We start from the raw sequence: 17,604 nt of genomic DNA on the forward strand, positions 1-17,604 counted from the left end.
TCCTGCAAACTTACTTAACTGATTCCCAATCCGTCGTCACGATTTACAATTAAAATATTACAATTTTGGTTTCCGTCTTGTTGGTAAATAAACCGATCTACGCTGTTAAGAGCTAGATAAACTCCCAAACCGCCAATCTGTCGTTGCTGTAGCGACTTGTTCAAATCATTTGGGGTTAACTTCTGGGTAGGATTGAAGGGAACACCAGTATCTTTAATCGTAATGCTCAAGGAGCGATCGTCAAAATCGGCTTTTAAAATCAATATGCCTTCGCGATTTGCTGCCTTATAGCCGTAATTAATGATGTTTGTAACGATTTCATCGACCGCCAAACGCAGTCTATAGGAGGTTTTTTTATTCAAACCTGCTACCATTGCTGCTGCCATCACATATTCTGCGATCGCCTTTAAAGAGTCCAGTGTTCCAGGCACAGTTAAAGGTTCCATATTTTACGGATTGGGGGTGAGTGAAAGGATGAAACTTTAGTCTGATGCCTTTCTCTGCACAATCAGCATTGTGATGTCATCAAACTGAGGTGCGTTGCTGATGTGAGCGAACAAATCAGTTGTAATGCGCTCTAGCAGAGGAGACGGCAAAAGCGCAGATCGATCTAGGAGCGATCGCAGTCGCTTTTCAGTAAAAAATTGACCGCTGGGGGGACTGCGTGCCTCAGTTACCCCATCGGTATAGCCAATTAAGATATCGCCTGGTTCCAACTGTACTTGTTGAATTTTAAATTTCATATTAGGCATCATCCCTACTGCTGGCCCAGTTGAGTTGAGACTGGCTTTGATACCAGTCTCACCAACAACAAACAGAGTTTCGTGTCCACCATTGATGTAGGTGAGAATGCCAGTTGCCGGATCTAGCACGCCAAAAAACAGCGTAGCAAACATACTCATCTGGGCGTGCTGCTGGGCGATGTAATTATTCGTGAGCGCTACTGCTTTCAGGGGGTTAATTTGGTATAAATTAGTTGCCATCTCTGACTCAAGCAAAATCGATAATTCCGCCTCATTGGCAATAATAGAGAGTCCGCCCAAACTAATTTGTCCCGAAAAAATACGGATTAAGCTCCGAAACAAAGCCATAAATAACGCAGCGCCTACACCTTTGTCGGCGACATCAGCAATAACTAGCCCCAAGTAGTCGCCAGGTAGCATAAAAACGTCGTAGAAGTCGCCAGCAACTTGACGCGCAGGAGAGAAAAACGTGGCAATCTCTAAATTAGGTAGCTGTGGGATTTCGTTGGGTAGAAAATCTCTCTGGATTTGCCGCCCTTTTTCTAATTCGTAGTTGAGCGCTTTGGAATAAGTTTCAATTTTCCCATAGAGCTGGGCATTTTCTAAAACTATAGCGATTTGGTCAGCAGTGAGCTGCATCAGATGGGCAATTTCTGGGCTAAAATGCCCCGGTTCTTGGTGTAGCAAGGTAAGAATGCCTAACACCTCTTCATTCCTGAGAATGGGAACAGCTAATGCTGAACGTACAGTGTAAGGCTGATTGGGCAACTGCAACCAACGATCGTCGGTTTCAGTGTCTACAATCAACCCGATCTGGCGCTGTCTGTATACCCAACCAGCAAGCCCCTGTGCTAAAACACAACCAATCAGGCGATCGCGTTCCTTCAGTGCTGTTGTTTCCCTTTGCGTGAGGATACTATCGGTGACAGCACCCTGGCGATCGAGTAAAAACAGACTGCCTTTTTGGGCACCAGTAAGCTGACTACAAACATCTAACGTGTCTTGTAAAGTAGCTTTCAACATCTCTTCTTCGGGTGAAGCGCGGATGATTGTTGCTACTGAATGCTCCAGCAGCTTTTTTTGAGCCTGGAAAGCAGCTTTTTCTGTTTTTAATTCAGCTACCTCTCGCCGCAGGGCTTTCAGTTCCTCAATTAGCTGTTGATTCTCTGCTATGCCATTCTCTTCATAAGATCGTTGGATCATAAAATAGACCTGTCGCTTTATTATTGGGGTAAGATTCAGGACGGCAATCGCTTCACTAAATTGAATGCATCTGCTAATTTAAATAGAAATTCCACAAGTCTCCTGCGATAACTATTAAGTTATTTTGATAGAAAAGTCATCCCTTAAATAGTTGAGAATTTATAAAATTTATGCATGAAGAGTGAAATATTGGTATTCTAAACAATACCAAGATTTTCTCGGAGAACACTAAGATTTTTTGGATAACACCAAACCAAGATTTTCTCGGAGAACACCAAGATCGATCAAACTGATGGCTTCATCAGTCCGATAAATCTTCAATACCTTCATTTACTCGCAGATGTTGGCTTTGCTTGTCAATGTGCTAGAGATTAGCGGTCTGAACAATTTCCAGGTTTTAGGAGTAGCCGTGCATGGAAAAACAACATACTAGTCAGACGCTAGTAGACGTATTGCGCTACAGAGCTATTGAGCAACCTCAGACGCTAGGCTATACCTTTTTGGTAGATGGTGAATCTGAGGGAAGTAGACTCACGTATGGAGCATTGGATAAACAGGCAAGAGCGATCGCTACCTACTTGCAAACATTTGCAAAGCCAGGCGATCGCGTACTCCTGCTCTACCCACCTGGTTTAGAATTTATTACTGCTTTTTTCGGCTGCTTATATGCTGGTACGATCGCGATTCCTGCCTATCCCCCTCGGCAAAATCAGTCGATTGCTAGGTTGGGTGCGATCGTTTCCGACGCCCAAGCAACTGCCATCCTGACAACAACAGCACTATTGCCAATCGTTAAGAACTACTTTGCAGACAATCCAGGACTAGCATCTTTAAAAGTGTTGGCCAGCGATGGGATTTCTGAGGCAATCGCACAGGAATGGCAAGCACCTAATATCAATGGAAATACTTTAGCATTCCTGCAATACACCTCCGGTTCTACGGGAATGCCTAAAGGGGTGATGGTTAGCCACAGCAATCTGCTGCACAATTTAGCCTACATTGACCAAGGTTGGAATCACACACCGAATAGCGTGATGGTGACGTGGATTCCGTTCTTTCACGACATGGGGCTAATTTATGGAGTACTCCAACCTTTGTACTACAACTTTCCTAGCTATATCATGGCGCCGGTGTCCTTTATTGGGCGTCCGATTCGCTGGTTGCAAGCTATTTCCCGCTATCAGGCAACCCATAGCAGCGCACCCAACTTTGCCTATGAACTATGCCTTCGGAAAATTACCGCAGAACAACGTGCTAGCCTAAATCTCAGTTCTTGGCAAGTTGCTTCCAATGGTGCCGAGCCAGTCAAAGCAGAAACACTCCAACGGTTTGCCAAAGCATTTGCCTCCTGTGGATTTCAAGAAACAGCTTTTTGTCCAGCATACGGGCTAGCTGAGGCGACGCTGAAAGTGACTACCGTAGAGGCACAAACTCAGCCAATAATTATCAAGGTAGAGGCAACCGCACTGGCACAAAATCGGGTAATGCTGGCAACAGCAGAGGATTCCAAGACGCGGCTTTTAGTTGGATGTGGCAATAGCCAGCAGGGCGATACCCGAATTGCGATCGCTCATCCGGAATTATTGAGACGATGTTTACCAGATGAAGTGGGCGAGATTTGGGTAGCGGGAGCGAGTATCACCCAAGGCTATTGGCAGCGATATGAAGAAACAAAACATACATTTGCAGCTTATTTAGCAGATACAGGGGAAGGCCCGTTTCTGCGTACAGGAGATTTAGGCTTTTTACAAGACGGCGAGCTATTTATCACCGGACGACTCAAGGATTTAATTATTATTCGAGGACACAATCATTATCCTCAAGACATTGAACTCACAGTTACAAATAGTCATTCGGCTTTGGGAACGCAGGGAGTAGCCGCATTTACTATCGAGGTAGACGGTGAAGAACAACTCGTAGTAGCCTGTGAAGTCGAGCGAACTGCAATGCGGAAGCTTGATGCAAGTGAGGTAATTGGCTGCATCCGACAAGCAGTTACAACACAGCACGAGTTAGAAGTTTATGCCGTCTTGCTGTTGAAGCCAGTCAGTATCCCCAAAACTTCTAGTGGGAAGATTCAACGCTATGCCACCCGTGCAGGATTTTTGGCGGGGACTTTGGAAGTGGTGGGACAGTGGAGGAAGGCAGGGGAGCAGGTGGTCACTGAGCGTAGCCGAAGTGGGAGCAGCACTTCGACTACGCTCAGTGACCGAGGAGTAGGGGAGCGGGGAGAATTGAGAAGCCGCAAGTCAAAAGACAAAGGAGCGGCGGAAATTCAACACTGGTTGGTAAATAAGATTGCTCAACGACAAAACATTGCACCCCAATCTATAGATCCGCGTGAATCGTTTGCTTACTACGGGTTAGATTCTATTGCTGCAGTCAGCCTGTCGGCAGATTTAGAAGATTGGTTAGGTTGTCAGTTGTTGCCTACTTTGGCTTACGATTACCCAACGATCGCCACTCTATCAGCCTATCTCACAGAAAATTTATCCCAACGGCGAGAATCTCCACAACCCAGACAAAACCTCAAATCTGTCGAGGCGATCGCGATTATTGGTCTTGACTGCCGCTTTCCTGGGGCTAATAACCCGGAAGCTTTCTGGCAATTACTACGAAATGGTAAAAGTGCCATTGACCAAATTCCCGCCAATCGTTGGGATTCTCATCTTTTCTATAACCCCATCCCCGCCCAACCAGGGAAAATGAGTACTCGTTGGGGTGGATTTATCGAGCAAGTTGACCAATTCGACCCCCAGTTTTTTGGCATTTCTCCTCGTGAAGCCGAGCGGATGGACCCGCAGCAAAGGCTGTTACTAGAAGTGAGTTGGCAGGCTTTAGAAAATGCTGGATTAGCAAGCGATCGCTTGACAGGTAGCAACAGTGGTGTATTTATCGGCATCAGCACCAACGACTATGCTCGATTCCAGTTCGATCGCTTGTCTGATATTGATGTCTATGCCAGCACAGGTAACGCTCTGAGCATTGCTGCTAACCGCTTATCCTATCAGTTCGATTGGCACGGGCCCAGTTGGGCTGTCGATACTGCCTGTTCTTCATCTTTGGTTGCAGTTCACCAGGCTTGCCAGAGTTTGCGGTTAGGGGAATGTGACTTGGCTTTGGCAGGTGGTGTTAATTTAATTCTCACCCCCCAAATGACAATCGCCCTCTCCCAAGCAAGATTCATGTCGGGGGATGGTCGCTGTAAAACCTTTGATGCGGATGCAGATGGTTATGTCCGGGGAGAAGGTTGTGGGATTGTAGTGCTGAAACGTTTGACTGATGCGATCGCAGATGGGGATAATATCCTGGCGCTGATTCGCGGCTCGGCAGTCAATCAGGATGGTCGCAGCAATGGGCTGACTGCTCCTAGAGGAATTGCCCAACAAGCCGTTATCCATCAAGCGCTTGTGAATGCTGGAGTCGCACCCGCAGCCATTAGCTATGTTGAGGCTCACGGGACGGGTACAGCTTTGGGCGACCCGATTGAAGTTAATTCCTTGCAATCAGTGCTGATGTCAGGTCGTTCTCCAAACCAACCTTGTGCGATCGGTTCGGTGAAGACTAATATCGGTCATTTAGAATCAGCAGCCGGAATTGCAGGCTTAATTAAAGTTGTACTGGCTTTGCAACATCAAGAGATTCCCGGTACGCTTCATCTCCAGCAGCTAAATCCGAAGATTACCATCCAAGACACGCCTTTTTCAATTCCTAGCGAAAATCAGAAGTGGTCTGGTTTTGGGGAGCAACGTTTTGCAGGGGTAAGTTCCTTTGGCTTCGGCGGTACGAATGCCCATGTTGTTCTGGAGGAAGCACCAACAGGGGGCAGGGGGGCAGGGGGCAGGGGGCAGGGGGCAGGGAGCAGAGGAGCAGCCCTTCTCTACGAGACGCTGCACGAACGACTACGCTCAGTGACCGAGGAGCAGGGGAGCATACTTCGACTCATTTCGGCTACGCTCAATGACCAACGCTCAGTAACCGGGGAAGTAGGGGAGCATGTCAAATCGCTGTTGACGCTTTCGGCAAAAAGTGAGACGGCGTTACGGGAATTAGCTCGGCGGTATGTGGCGTTTTTGGAGTTTCATTCAGAAGTATCTTTGAGGGATATTTGTTATACGAGCAATGTGGGGCGATCGCATTTTCACCATCGACTAGCTCTGGTTGCAGAATCCTCTGAGGAATTTTGCGAGGAACTCGCAGCGTTCATTTATAATTCACCACCTTCTAGAACAGGCGATCGTTGTCAGGGAGTTGCTTTCCTGTTCACTGGCCAAGGTTCGCAATATATCGGTATGGGGCGGGAACTTTACAACACGCAACTTGTTTTCCGGCAAGCTATAGAACGCTGCGCTGAAATCTTGCAGCCATACTTAAATCAACCTTTGTTAGAGGTTCTATATCCAAGTAGTGAGTTAGACAACTCAACTCAAGCCTCTATTAACGAAACCGCTTATACCCAACCTGCTTTATTTGCTCTGGAATATGCATTGTCCCAGCTATGGCAATCCTGGGGAATCAAACCGAGTGTGGTGATGGGACACAGTATCGGCGAGTATGTTGCCGCAACTGTTGCAGGAGTGTTCAGTCTGGAAGATGGGCTGAAGTTAATTGCCGCACGAGGAAGACTGATGCAAGCGTTACCGTCTGTGGGAGCAATGGTAGCGGTATTTGCCCAGTTGCAAGAAGTATCGAGCATCATTGATGAGTATTCAGATTTGGCGATCGCCGCAATGAACGGCGCACATCTGATCGTCTCAGGTGGATCTGAATCTATGACATCGGCTGTGGCTAGGTTAGAAGCAAAGGGAGTGAAGACAAAAGCACTTGAGGTTTCCCATGCTTTTCATTCGCCGTTGATGCAACCCATGCTGGCGGAATTTGAGCAAATTGTCCAGCAAGTAAACTACTGTCTGCCAAATCCCGATATTCGCTTTATTTCTAATCTCACTGGTCAACTGGCTGCATCAGAGATCGCCACGCCTGAATATTGGGTGCAACATGTGATGCAGCCAGTCCGGTTTGCTGATGGAATGGTAACTCTCGCAGAACTAGGAACCTTAGCGTATTTGGAAGTAGGGCCGCAACCGATTTTATTGGGAATGGGTCGCCAGTGCTTACCGAGTAACGAGTATGTGTGGCTTCCCAGCCTCAAAAAGGAAGCGAATTCTCAGCAGATGTTGTGTAGTTTGGCAACTTTGTACGAGTCTGGAATATCAGTTGATTGGGTAGGCTTCCATCATGGCTCTCAAAATCGTCGGGTAGTGTTGCCCAATTATCCCTTTGAGCGATCGCGTTTCTGGATGGAAACTGCATCTAATGACGTGACTGCTAAAGAATCGCTCTGTTCGCCAGCAGAAATCAAGCGTTTGCTTGTGCCCCAGTTGGCTGAATTGACAGCCCAACTTAATCTAAAAAACTATGGGGAAGCCCTAAGTACTTTAGAATCCCTAAGTATCCTTTATGTGGTGGCGGCATTCCGGCAGATGGGATGGAATTTGCAGCTAGGCGATCGCTATTCCATCCCCCAACTTACCAAACTAGGAGTCATTGAGCAACATCAGAAACTCGCTTTGCGCCTGTTGGAAATGCTGGTTGAAGAAGGAATTCTTCAGCGAATTGGCAATCAGTGGGAAGTAACTCGAATACTAGAGTTACCCACACCACAAGCGCAACTGGATAATTTGCGATCGCAATATCCCCAAGCAAATGCAGAACTGACACTGCTAGAGCGTTGCGGTTCGCACCTGGCTCAAGTACTCCAAGGTGAAACTCGTCCATTGGAGTTGCTATTTCCCCAAGGCGATTTGACAGCATTAACCCAGCTTTACCAGGATTCTCCCGGCGCAAAGGTAATGAACGCACTAGTCCAAAAGGCAATCTCAACCGCGATTTCCACCGCTACAGTCAGCATTTTGGAAATTGGAGCCGGAACCGGCGGAACAACTGCTTACCTTCTACCCCATCTCCCAGCAGAGCGAACTGAATATGTGTTCACAGACTTAGGAACGTGGTTTACTGCCAAGGCTCAAGAGAAATTTCGGGATTACCCATTTATCCGCTATCAGTCCTTAGACATCGAACAAGACCCCCAATCTCAGGGATTTACTAACCATCAATACGACATCATTGTGGCAGCAAATGTCCTGCACGCAACTGAGGATTTACAGCAAACCTTACGTCATGTTCGCAGCCTGTTAGCACCAGGAGGATTGTTAGTGTTGCTTGAAGGAACAAGTCCCCGACGCTGGTTAGATTTGGTTTTTGGATTAACGCCAGGGTGGTGGAAATTCTCAGACTACGAATTGCGACCATTCTACCCTTTGTTAGCGGTGAGTGACTGGCTGGAATTGTTGTCTGATTGTGGGTTTCAAGAAGCTGTGCATTTGGCGCCTGATTGCGAGGCGATCGGCGATTCATTCCAACAGGTTGTTATTCTGGCTCAGAGCATCAGCACCGATAACCCAGTCAACCACAATCATCTTCCATCGCCCGTTGCTACCACCATCAACACGCCACAATCAACATTTCTCCAATCGCTACTAACCAAGCCTCCACGAGTGCGACAGGAGGAATTAATTACTCATGTCCGCTCATTGGTAGCCAAAGTTTTAGGCTTAAAGCAACCCCAGTCCATCGGTTTGCAGCAAGGATTCTTTGAATTAGGGATGGATTCATTAACTGCTACGGAGTTGAAAGACCAATTGCAAAATAGTTTAGGCTGTTCCCTTTCCCCAACCACACTATTTGATTATCCGACGGTGGCAGCGTTGGCGAATTATCTGGAAACGCAAGTGTTGTCGTTAGATCCACAAGCATCAGCCCAGGAGGCTAACTCTAACTCAGAGAGTGTCCAGCAACAAGTTTTACTGGAAGAATCATCATTAGAAAAAAGAGCGAGATTGTCATCGTCGGAGCAATCCCTTGACGAAATTGCAGATTTGCTAGCTGCAAAACTAGCATCAATCAGAGAGGGAAAACTGCTATGAGTCGTCCTTCCGAAACCAGAGATTATGGACAATTGATGCAGAACGCATTGCTGGAGCTATCAGCTCTACAAGCAAAGCTCAATACCCTCGAACATGCTGCAACTGAACCGATTGCAATCATCGGTATTGGTTGCCGCTTTCCTGGAGGAGTTAACTCTCCAGAGCAGTTATGGCTGTTGTGCAAAAATGGTGGTGATGCGATCGCCGAAGTCCCTAGCGATCGCTGGGATGTAGATGCTTACTACGATCCCGATTTAAGTAGTTATGACAAAACTAACACTCGTTGGGGTGGCTTTTTAGCAAATATCGATCGATTCGATCCCGGCTTTTTCGGAATTTCCACGAGCGAAGCAGCTACCATTGACCCCCAACAACGGCTGCTATTAGAAGTAAGTTGGGAGGCATTAGAAAACGCTGGATACGACCCCTTACAACTGGCTGGTTCTGAGACTGGTGTCTTTGTGGGAATTGCCACTTGTGATTATTACAAAGCCATGACCGCAATTCCCACGAGAGCCGGTACCGGGATTGCCAATAGTATGGCGGCAAATCGCCTGTCTTACTTTTTGGATGCGCGAGGCCCTAGTGTGACAATTGACACTGCTTGTTCCTCATCTCTGGTTGCCATTCATACCGCTTGCCAAAGTCTGCGGCATCAAGAGTCAAATCTGGCATTGGTGGGCGGCGTGAATATTATGTTGTTACCGGAGGTGAATATTACCTTTTCCCAGGCTGGCATGATGTCATCTGATGGACGTTGCAAAAGCTTTGATGCTACAGCCGATGGCTACGTCCGAGGAGAAGGATGTGGGGTAGTTATCCTGAAGCGTCTTTCAGATGCAGTTAAAGATGGCGATCGCATTTTAGCCTTACTGCGGGGAACTGCGGTGAATCACAACGGCCGCAGTGTTGGCCTAACTGCACCAAATGGGTTGGCTCAACAAGCAGTGATTCGGCAAGCACTGGCAAATGCCAGAGTAGCACCCGATGAAATTGACTATGTTGAGGCACATGGTACGGGTACTCCAATGGGGGATGCCATCGAGCTACAAGCAATTTTCGGGGTGCTAGGACAGGGGCGAAACCTCGACCAACCCTGCGGACTCGGTTCTGTAAAAACTAATATTGGCAACCTAGAAGCTGCTGGTGGGATTGCCGCATTCATCAAAACTGTCCTCTGTTTGCAACACGGAGAAATTCCCCCTCATCCCCATTTCAAAACCATTAATCCCCATATTGACATCAAGTCAACACCATTCTTGATTCCTACAATCGATCGTCCGATAGATATCAAGCCTCGGTTTGCTGGCGTTAATTCCTTTGGTTTTGGCGGCACTAATGCTCATGTAGTACTGGAAGCAGCCTCCAATTTTAGATTGCCGATTTTGGATTTTAGATTGGATGATGCTGATGACAATCCAAAATCCCTATTGACGCTTTCGGCAAAAACTGAGACAGCGTTACGGGAACTAGCAAGTTGCTATGCAGATAGTTTAGAAAACTACGCTGCTCAATCGATTCCCGATATCTGTTTCACAACTAATATCGGTCGATCGCATTTTAATCATCGTCATGCCATCATTTCATCAGGCGATTTACCTGATTTAATCTCCGAACTGAGGACATTCGCCACTAGCAAACAGACAACAGGACGGCTCCAGCTGGAGAATCGGCCGAAGATTGCATTTTTGTTTGCTGGACAGGGTTCGCAATACGTTGGTATGGGATGGGAACTTTACAACAGCCAGCCTATTTTCCGTGCTGCCTTAGACGATTGCGATCGCATCTTACGCTCTTATTTGGATCGGCCACTGTTGGAAGTACTGTATCCATTAGGGGAAAGGGGAAAGGGGAAAGGGGAAGGGGAAAAGGGGAAAGGGGAAAGGGGAAAGGGGAAAGGGGAAGGGGAAAGAAATTTAGGGCCTCATCTTCTAGATGAAACTGCCTATGCTCAACCTGCTTTATTTGCTGTAGAGTATGCCTTAGTGAAATTGTGGCAGTCATGGGGCATTGAACCCGATGCGGTGATGGGGTCATAGCGTCGGAGAGTATGTAGCTGCTTGCGTGACAGGTGTATTTAGCTTGGAGGCAGGGCTGTACTTGAGTGCGGAACCGGGACGATTGATGGCAACGCAAGCTAGAGAAGGGCAAATGGTGGCGGTGTTTGCAGCGAAGGAGATTGTAGAGGAGGCGATCGCATCTTATCAGGATGCTGTTGCCATTGCTGCCTTTAACGGCCCTACCCAAACGGTGATTGCGGGCGATAGACAAGCGGTTTCAGCAGCGATCGCCCGTCTGGAATCGGATTTCATTATGACTCGCGAGTTGAATGTTGCCCACGCGTTTCACTCACCCTTAGTAGACCCGATCCAAAATGCCTTTGAGCAAACTTTGAGGCAAATGCAGTTTCATCCCCCAAGTCTGCCGTTTATCTCTCATCTTTCGGGAGAATTCGAGGCAGGGGTACTAGATGCTAACTACTGGCGCTCCCAACTGCGATCGCCTGTGCGTTTCGATCGAGGTATCCAGACTTTAGCAGAAGCAGGGTATAATATTTTCTTGGAAATTGGGCCAACAGATACTTTGGCAAGTATGGGTAAACGCTGTCTACCTAAAAACACTGCTACTTGGTTGTCTTCTTTAAGACAAGGGCATGATGACTGGCGATCGCTCCTCGACACCTTAGCTACTTTATACGAGAAGGGTATAAACATTAATTGGTCAGAATTTCATCGAGATTCTCCCAGACAACGAGTTCCTCTACCCACTTATCCTTTCCAGCGCCAACGCTGTTGGATTGACAACGAATTTTAGATTTTAGATTTTAGATTTTAGATTTTTTGGTTCATGCCCGCCCCGCTTAAATTTTAGATTTTAGATTGCCGATTTTAGATTAAAAATTCCTCAATCCAAAATCCCAAATCCCAAATCCAAAATTGATTGACTCCCAAATAAAAAATACCCCACTGTTCCCAGTCAGCAATTAGCCAACATTCTATGCCTATAGGAATCGAGAAACTCAATCTGTACTCAGGGCAGTTCTATCTAGATATTGCCGATCTTGCCGAAGCGCGTGGTAAAAACTTCCAGCACATTGCCGATAGTTTAATGTGCAAAACGCGATCGGTTTATCCGGTCTATGAAGATGCGATTACTCTGGCGGTGAATGCAGCCAAACAACTCTTATCACCTCAAGACCTCCAAGATATTGAACTACTAATTGTGGGTACCGAATCTGCGGTTGATTGTGGCAAATCCCTGTCCACCTGGGTACATCGGTTTTGTAACTTGTCTCCAAATTGCCGTAACTTTGAGGTGAAGCACGCTTGTTACGGTGGCACTGCGGCATTCAAAATGGCCGCTTCCTGGGTAGCTTCAGGGGCGAGACCTGGGAAAAAAGCATTGGTAATTAACACGGACTTCAGCAGCGTCACGCTCAATACTGACCAGGAGTTTATCTGCGGCGGTGGTGCGGTGGCGATGCTCGTTAGTGCTAATCCTCAAATTCTGGAAATTGAACTGGATAAGGCGGGTTACTGGACAAAAGAGATTTCTGACTATTTGCGCCCCACTTTCAACACCGAAGTTATCAAAAGTGAAACGAGTCTTTACTCTTATTTAGATGCTTTGGAAGGAGCATTCAGTCACTACGAGCAAATCGTGGGTTCTGTAGACTATGATGCTGATTTCCAAAAACACATTTATCATGCGCCCTTTCCAGCAATGACGTTTCAGGCACATCGCACCATACTCAACCGATTTGAGGCAGTAGGCAAAGCGGCTGCTAAGTTAAGTTTTCAATCAAAAGTTGCAGAGAGTATACATTTTGCTCAACAAATTGGTAGTTCGTATGGGGGTTCTAATTTTATTTGTTTGTTAAGTCTTTTAAATTCTGCTAAGGATCTTAATCCGGGCGATCGCATTTCCCTGTTTGCCTATGGTGGTGGCTGCCAAGCAGAATTCTACAGCGCCACCATTGGAAAGGCTGCAACTGAAATTGTCCGATCGCTCAATATTGACGAACATCTTAATCAGCGACTTCGTTTATCCGTTGCAGATTATGAAGCTAGTGAATTGACGCGTGAAAAATATAGCGATCGCCGAGACTTTAACTTAGAAAACTATTTAGATGAACGCTATGAAAAACGCTATCGAGGCCGAGGTTTACTTGTGTTAAGCAATGTTGAAAATTACTATAGGCAATATAAATGGAGTTAGTTGTAGAGGCCGTTCGCTATAAAATCGATTCAGGAGTTGCCCAGATTGCCTTGGTGCAACCCCAAACAGGTAATGCGCTCAATCCATCCCTAATTAATCAACTCACTCAAGCATTACAAGCTGCGATCGCTGATTCATCTTGTCGGGCGATCGTGCTTCGCGCTGAGGGAACTGACTTCTGCAAAGGACTTGATTTGGAATGGATATTACAGCAGGGAGGAAGACCTCAAATAGAACTGTTTCAAGCCTTTATAAATTGTCTGCAATTGATTTGTCATTCCCACTTGCCTGTAATCGCCTGTGTTGAAGGTAATGTTACAGGTGGAGGACTGGGTTTAGTTGCGGCTTGCGATCTCGTCATTGCCAACGAGAACGTAATATTTATGTTGCCAGAAGTCATCATTGGCATGATTCCAGCTCTGATTGCACCCTTCTTACTGCGTCGTCTGACCATAGCACAGCTCAATTATTTAACCCTCAGCAGTCGGGGTATTGACAGCCTAGAAGCCAAGGCATTTGGGTTAGTGGATGAAGTGGCGACTGAAGGCATGGCTACCACCTTGAACCGACAATTACAACGGCTATTTCGTTCTTCTCCAGAAGCGATCGCTGCCAGTAAACAATATTTTGAACAACTCTATGGGTCAGATTTACAGCGACAAACCAATATTGCCCTGAATCAACTTGTTTCATGGTTAGCACAACCGGAGGTCTTAGAAGGAATTCAAAGTTTCACCGAGGGATTCTCGCCACCTTGGTTTCAAAAGTACAGGGGAAAAACCCATGTCTAAAATTTTGCTCGCCAACCTAGAAGACGGTATCTTCCAACTGCAAATCGATGACCCTGAAAACGAAAATCGTTTGAGCGAAGAACTGTGTGATGAATTAATGACAGCCCTGACTCATCTAGCGACAGAACCGAGCCTGAAAGTCTTGATTTTGAGTGGGCGATCGGATATCTTTTGCGCAGGAGCAAGCTTGGACACCATCAAACAAGTTGTGAGTGGCAATGCAGATGTCAAAGATTTATCACTGCCCAACCAACTACTCAGCTTTCCCGTACCAATTATTGCAGCTTTGCAGGGTCATGCTGTGGGAGGTGGCATAGCGTTAGCGCTCTACTGCGATATGGCGATCGCATCCGAAAACAGTCGGTACGGAGTTAATTTTACAGATTTGGGATTTACCCCCGGAATGGGTATCTTATCTGTCTTACCTGCAATGGTTGGACATCACTTTGCTAGCGAGATGCTCCTTACCGCCAAGCTCTACAAAGGCAAAGAACTCAAGGGACGAGGTTTATTTAACTACATAGTTCCAACTGAGGAAGTTATGACTTTAGCCTTGGATATGGCAAGAAGAATTGCCGAAAAACCCAGACATGTTTTGGAGATGGTAAAAGACACCTTGTCATTACCCCGGCGTCAAGCTCTCCAAGCAGCATTGTCCCGCGAACACCTAATGCACAAAATCTGTTTTGGCGTTCCAGGGACATTAGCACACATCGAAGCGGCTTATTTAGCCTAGATTTTGTTTTTTGATTTTCAATATAGGAGACAAGACATCATGGATCGAGAGCAAGTATTAAATGTCGTAATTAAACATATTAAGCTCAACATAGATGGACTGGAAAATGTTGAAATAGATCCACATAAAACCATCGGAGAATATGGAGCCAGTAGTCTTGACGGCGTAGAAATTGTTTCTGCTTGTATGCGAGAACTCAAAATAAAAATTCCCAGAACAGAAGTTTCTAGCTTTAAGACAATCGATGATTTGGTGGAATTGTTCGCCAAGTTTAAAGATGAAGCTTCTCAAGAAGTTAAAGTTACGCCATAAAAATTCCCCAGTCAATATTGTTCTAAGGTACAAGAAGCGATAAATCGCTGTCTGTACAACAACGATCGATCCTTCGTATAGACGGCGATAAATCGCGTCTTTGTAATCTATAACTTTCATCAAAAAACCTTAACCAGTGAGTTCGACGAGTGCTATTTTGACCTCTCCTACCAGGAGAGGGGAGCAAAAACCCTCCTGACTCGTTACTCCTCCCTCTTTTAAAAGGCGAGAGAGGCTGTCCGGGAAAGGTCTGTCGAACTCACGTTAACCAAACGGTATTGCAGTCCCCGTTCTTTTTCCAAAAGCAGGTGAAAATGGTTACTCAAGTTGTCGAGTCTGATGTCCAAGATTCATTAATGGAATACTTGGAAGATCCGTTTTTAAATCACCTTTTTAAACAAATCAGAAAAGCTGAACAAATTAGAGGGATATCAGTTGATTTAACTCATGCGTGCAATCTTCGGTGTCAGGGATGCTATTTCTTTTTAGATGAATTGGATCAATTCAAAGCACCCAAAGATGAAGCCGAATTTGATACATTTATTGCTCGCGAAAAGGGCAGAGGAACAAATTTTATTACAGTGGTTGGGGGAGAACCCAGCCTGATGCTAGAGCGATTGCAGAAGCTTTACCAGAATTTTCGGTTAATGGTTGTTACCAACGCCCTGATCAAAATCCCCTATGAGGGATTTGAAACAATGCCGATCGCGATCTCTCTTTGGGGCGATCGTGAAACTGACAAGACACTCCGAGGGGGTGGTAAACTTGATGTTTTCAGCAAAGCTTTAAAAAATTACAAAGACGATCCGCGTGCTATTTGGCATTACACTACCACACCGGGTAACGCCCATGAAATCGCTAGCGTTGTCGAGCAGTGCGTAGCCAACGGTAATCGTGTCTTGTTTAACTTTTACAGCGATCGCATTGACTTAGGAGGAGTTTACGATCACAATCTAGGGTTTGCAGATGTGCGACGTGAAATCGATAAAGCGATCGCCCGCTACCCTGACAAAATTTTAATGACATCGTACATGAGCAACGTGTTTACCACGCGGCAACTGTACGATGAAACTTGGGGTTATGAAGTTTGCACCAGTCTCACTGTAGATCATGAAATTAATCAAAACCGGATTAAAAATGGTAAAAGTTATAACCCCCATTATCGCGCTTACAATCCCGATCTGAAATCAACTCGGCGTTGTTGCACAGGTGATAATCAAGATTGCTCAACCTGTTACCAAACTTGGGCGCAGGTTGGTTGGATCATGATTAATCTAGAACGACATCTCGCCTCCAAACAAGAATTTACTAACTGGCTGACTACGACATACCTGTTTTACCTGATGTGCCGCATGGTTGACTTTGAATCCGGCGTGCAACTTTTGCCAGAAATTCATCAACGAATCAAGAGTGCTGAGTTTTGTTAGCGGATAGCTCAGGTTGAGCCAGTGCTGAGTAAAAAACTGCCCGGAAGGGTGAAAGCTAATACCTGTGTCCAAAATAACTGAGTAATTTTCCTTACTCAAGACTCAGCACAGAGTAAAGTAAATTGCTAGTAATTCAGGATCTATTCGTTTCTATATTGCTCGGTTTTTCGTAAAGGAAATAAATTGCTATGGCTACTCAAGTAATAGAAACCGAGGTACAAGATCCTTTAATGGAGTATTTAGAAGACCCCTTTCTGTATCACCTGTTCGCACAGATTAGAAAAGCGGGCGCTATTAAAGGAATCTCTGTAGACTTAACTCATCTATGTAATTTGCGGTGTGAGGGTTGTTGTTTTTTTACCGATGACCTGGATCAAAATGCAGCACCCAAAGACGATGCTGAGTTTGAGGCTTTAATTGCACAAGAAAAAGCTAGAGGCACTAACTACATTACGGCAGTTGGGGGTGAGCCTACCTTAATGCTGGATCGATTGCGAAAGCTGGCGCAAAATTTTTGGATGATTGTTGTCACAAACGGGATGATCAAAATTCCTTATGAGGGATTTGAAAATACAGCTATTAGTGTTTCGCTTTGGGGAGATAGCGAAACCGATAAAAAGCTGCGGGGAAAAGGCAAGTTAGATGTTTTCAGCAAGGCTCTCAAAAATTACAAAGACGATCGAAGAGCCTTTTGGTACTACACAACGACCGCTGGTAACGCCCATGAAATTGAACGGGTTGTTGAAAAATGTGTCGAAAACGGTAATTGCGTAATGTTTAACTTTTACGGGGATAAGGCAGGGTTAGGAGGTGTTTATGATAATCAACAAGGGTTTGCAGATGTGCGTCATGAAATCGACCGGATGATTGCCCGCTATCCCGATCGCATCTTGATGACCTCCTACATGAATCAAGTATTTACTACAGGGCAAATGTACGATGAAACCTGGGGCTATGATGTCTGTCCTTGCATTAGTGAAAATCGCCCAGAGAATGCAGTCCGATTCCAAAATGGTAAACCCTATAATCTTCACTTTCGCGCTTACAATCCTGATGGCAAATCAACCAGGGACATGCTGCACCAGCGAACATCCCGATTGCTCAACCTGTTACCAAACTTGGTCGCAGATGGGCTGGATTATGCTGAATATGGAGCGGCACTTAGGTTCTAAGCAGGAATTTACCAAC

At 45.9% G+C, this 17,604-nt stretch carries 11 protein-coding genes; 9 read left to right on the forward strand and 2 right to left on the reverse strand.

Going from position 1 to position 17,604, the window contains the following annotated elements:
• Nucleotides 1-14: 14 nt before the first annotated feature.
• Entirely contained in the window at nt 15-446 is a 432-nt protein-coding gene (locus NSTCB13_RS10725; RefSeq protein ID WP_448272326.1) for an ATP-binding protein, read from the reverse strand.
• A 36-nt stretch (nt 447-482) separates the two neighbouring features.
• Nucleotides 483-1,946 (reverse strand): PP2C family protein-serine/threonine phosphatase, encoded by a 1,464-nt coding sequence (locus tag NSTCB13_RS10730; protein WP_448272327.1) that lies wholly within the window; start codon nt 1,944-1,946, stop codon nt 483-485.
• 413 nt (nt 1,947-2,359) lie between these two features.
• On the opposite strand from NSTCB13_RS10730, the gene NSTCB13_RS10735 reads away from it, so the two are divergent.
• The 9 genes from NSTCB13_RS10735 (at nt 2,360) to NSTCB13_RS10775 (ending at nt 17,588) form a co-directional block, all read left to right on the forward strand.
• Nucleotides 2,360-8,932 (forward strand): beta-ketoacyl synthase N-terminal-like domain-containing protein, encoded by a 6,573-nt coding sequence (locus tag NSTCB13_RS10735; RefSeq protein ID WP_448272328.1) that lies wholly within the window; start codon nt 2,360-2,362, stop codon nt 8,930-8,932.
• Nucleotides 8,929-10,971 carry a type I polyketide synthase gene (locus tag NSTCB13_RS10740; RefSeq protein ID WP_448272330.1) on the forward strand — a complete coding sequence of 681 codons (2,043 nt, stop codon included), beginning with the start codon at nt 8,929-8,931 and terminating at the stop codon, nt 10,969-10,971. The genes NSTCB13_RS10735 and NSTCB13_RS10740 overlap by 4 nt, the downstream gene beginning before the upstream one ends.
• A 25-nt stretch (nt 10,972-10,996) precedes the next feature.
• Nucleotides 10,997-11,746 (forward strand): acyltransferase domain-containing protein, encoded by a 750-nt coding sequence (locus tag NSTCB13_RS10745; protein ID WP_448272331.1) that lies wholly within the window; start codon nt 10,997-10,999, stop codon nt 11,744-11,746.
• Nucleotides 11,747-11,929: 183 nt separating this feature from the next.
• Nucleotides 11,930-13,150, forward strand: coding sequence for a hydroxymethylglutaryl-CoA synthase family protein (locus NSTCB13_RS10750; protein ID WP_448272332.1), 1,221 nt, complete (start codon nt 11,930-11,932; stop codon nt 13,148-13,150).
• Nucleotides 13,141-13,941: an enoyl-CoA hydratase/isomerase family protein gene (locus tag NSTCB13_RS10755; protein ID WP_448272333.1), complete on the forward strand. Its 801-nt coding sequence runs from the start codon at nt 13,141-13,143 to the stop codon at nt 13,939-13,941. Before NSTCB13_RS10750 ends, NSTCB13_RS10755 begins: the two co-directional genes overlap by 10 nt.
• Complete coding sequence (locus NSTCB13_RS10760; protein WP_445629546.1) at nt 13,934-14,677, forward strand: polyketide synthase; 744 nt, start codon at nt 13,934-13,936, stop codon at nt 14,675-14,677. The genes NSTCB13_RS10755 and NSTCB13_RS10760 overlap by 8 nt, the downstream gene beginning before the upstream one ends.
• Nucleotides 14,678-14,716: 39 nt before the next feature.
• Nucleotides 14,717-14,989 (forward strand): phosphopantetheine-binding protein, encoded by a 273-nt coding sequence (locus NSTCB13_RS10765; protein WP_322692430.1) that lies wholly within the window; start codon nt 14,717-14,719, stop codon nt 14,987-14,989.
• 314 nt (nt 14,990-15,303) lie between these two features.
• Nucleotides 15,304-16,416, forward strand: coding sequence for a 4Fe-4S cluster-binding domain-containing protein (locus tag NSTCB13_RS10770; protein WP_448272334.1), 1,113 nt, complete (start codon nt 15,304-15,306; stop codon nt 16,414-16,416).
• 188 nt (nt 16,417-16,604) lie between these two features.
• Nucleotides 16,605-17,588, forward strand: a complete 984-nt coding sequence (locus NSTCB13_RS10775) for a radical SAM protein (RefSeq protein ID WP_448272335.1) — start codon at nt 16,605-16,607, stop codon at nt 17,586-17,588.
• Nucleotides 17,589-17,604: the final 16 nt, after the last annotated feature.

It is taken from the genome of Nostoc sp. DSM 114160 (assembly GCF_053470305.1).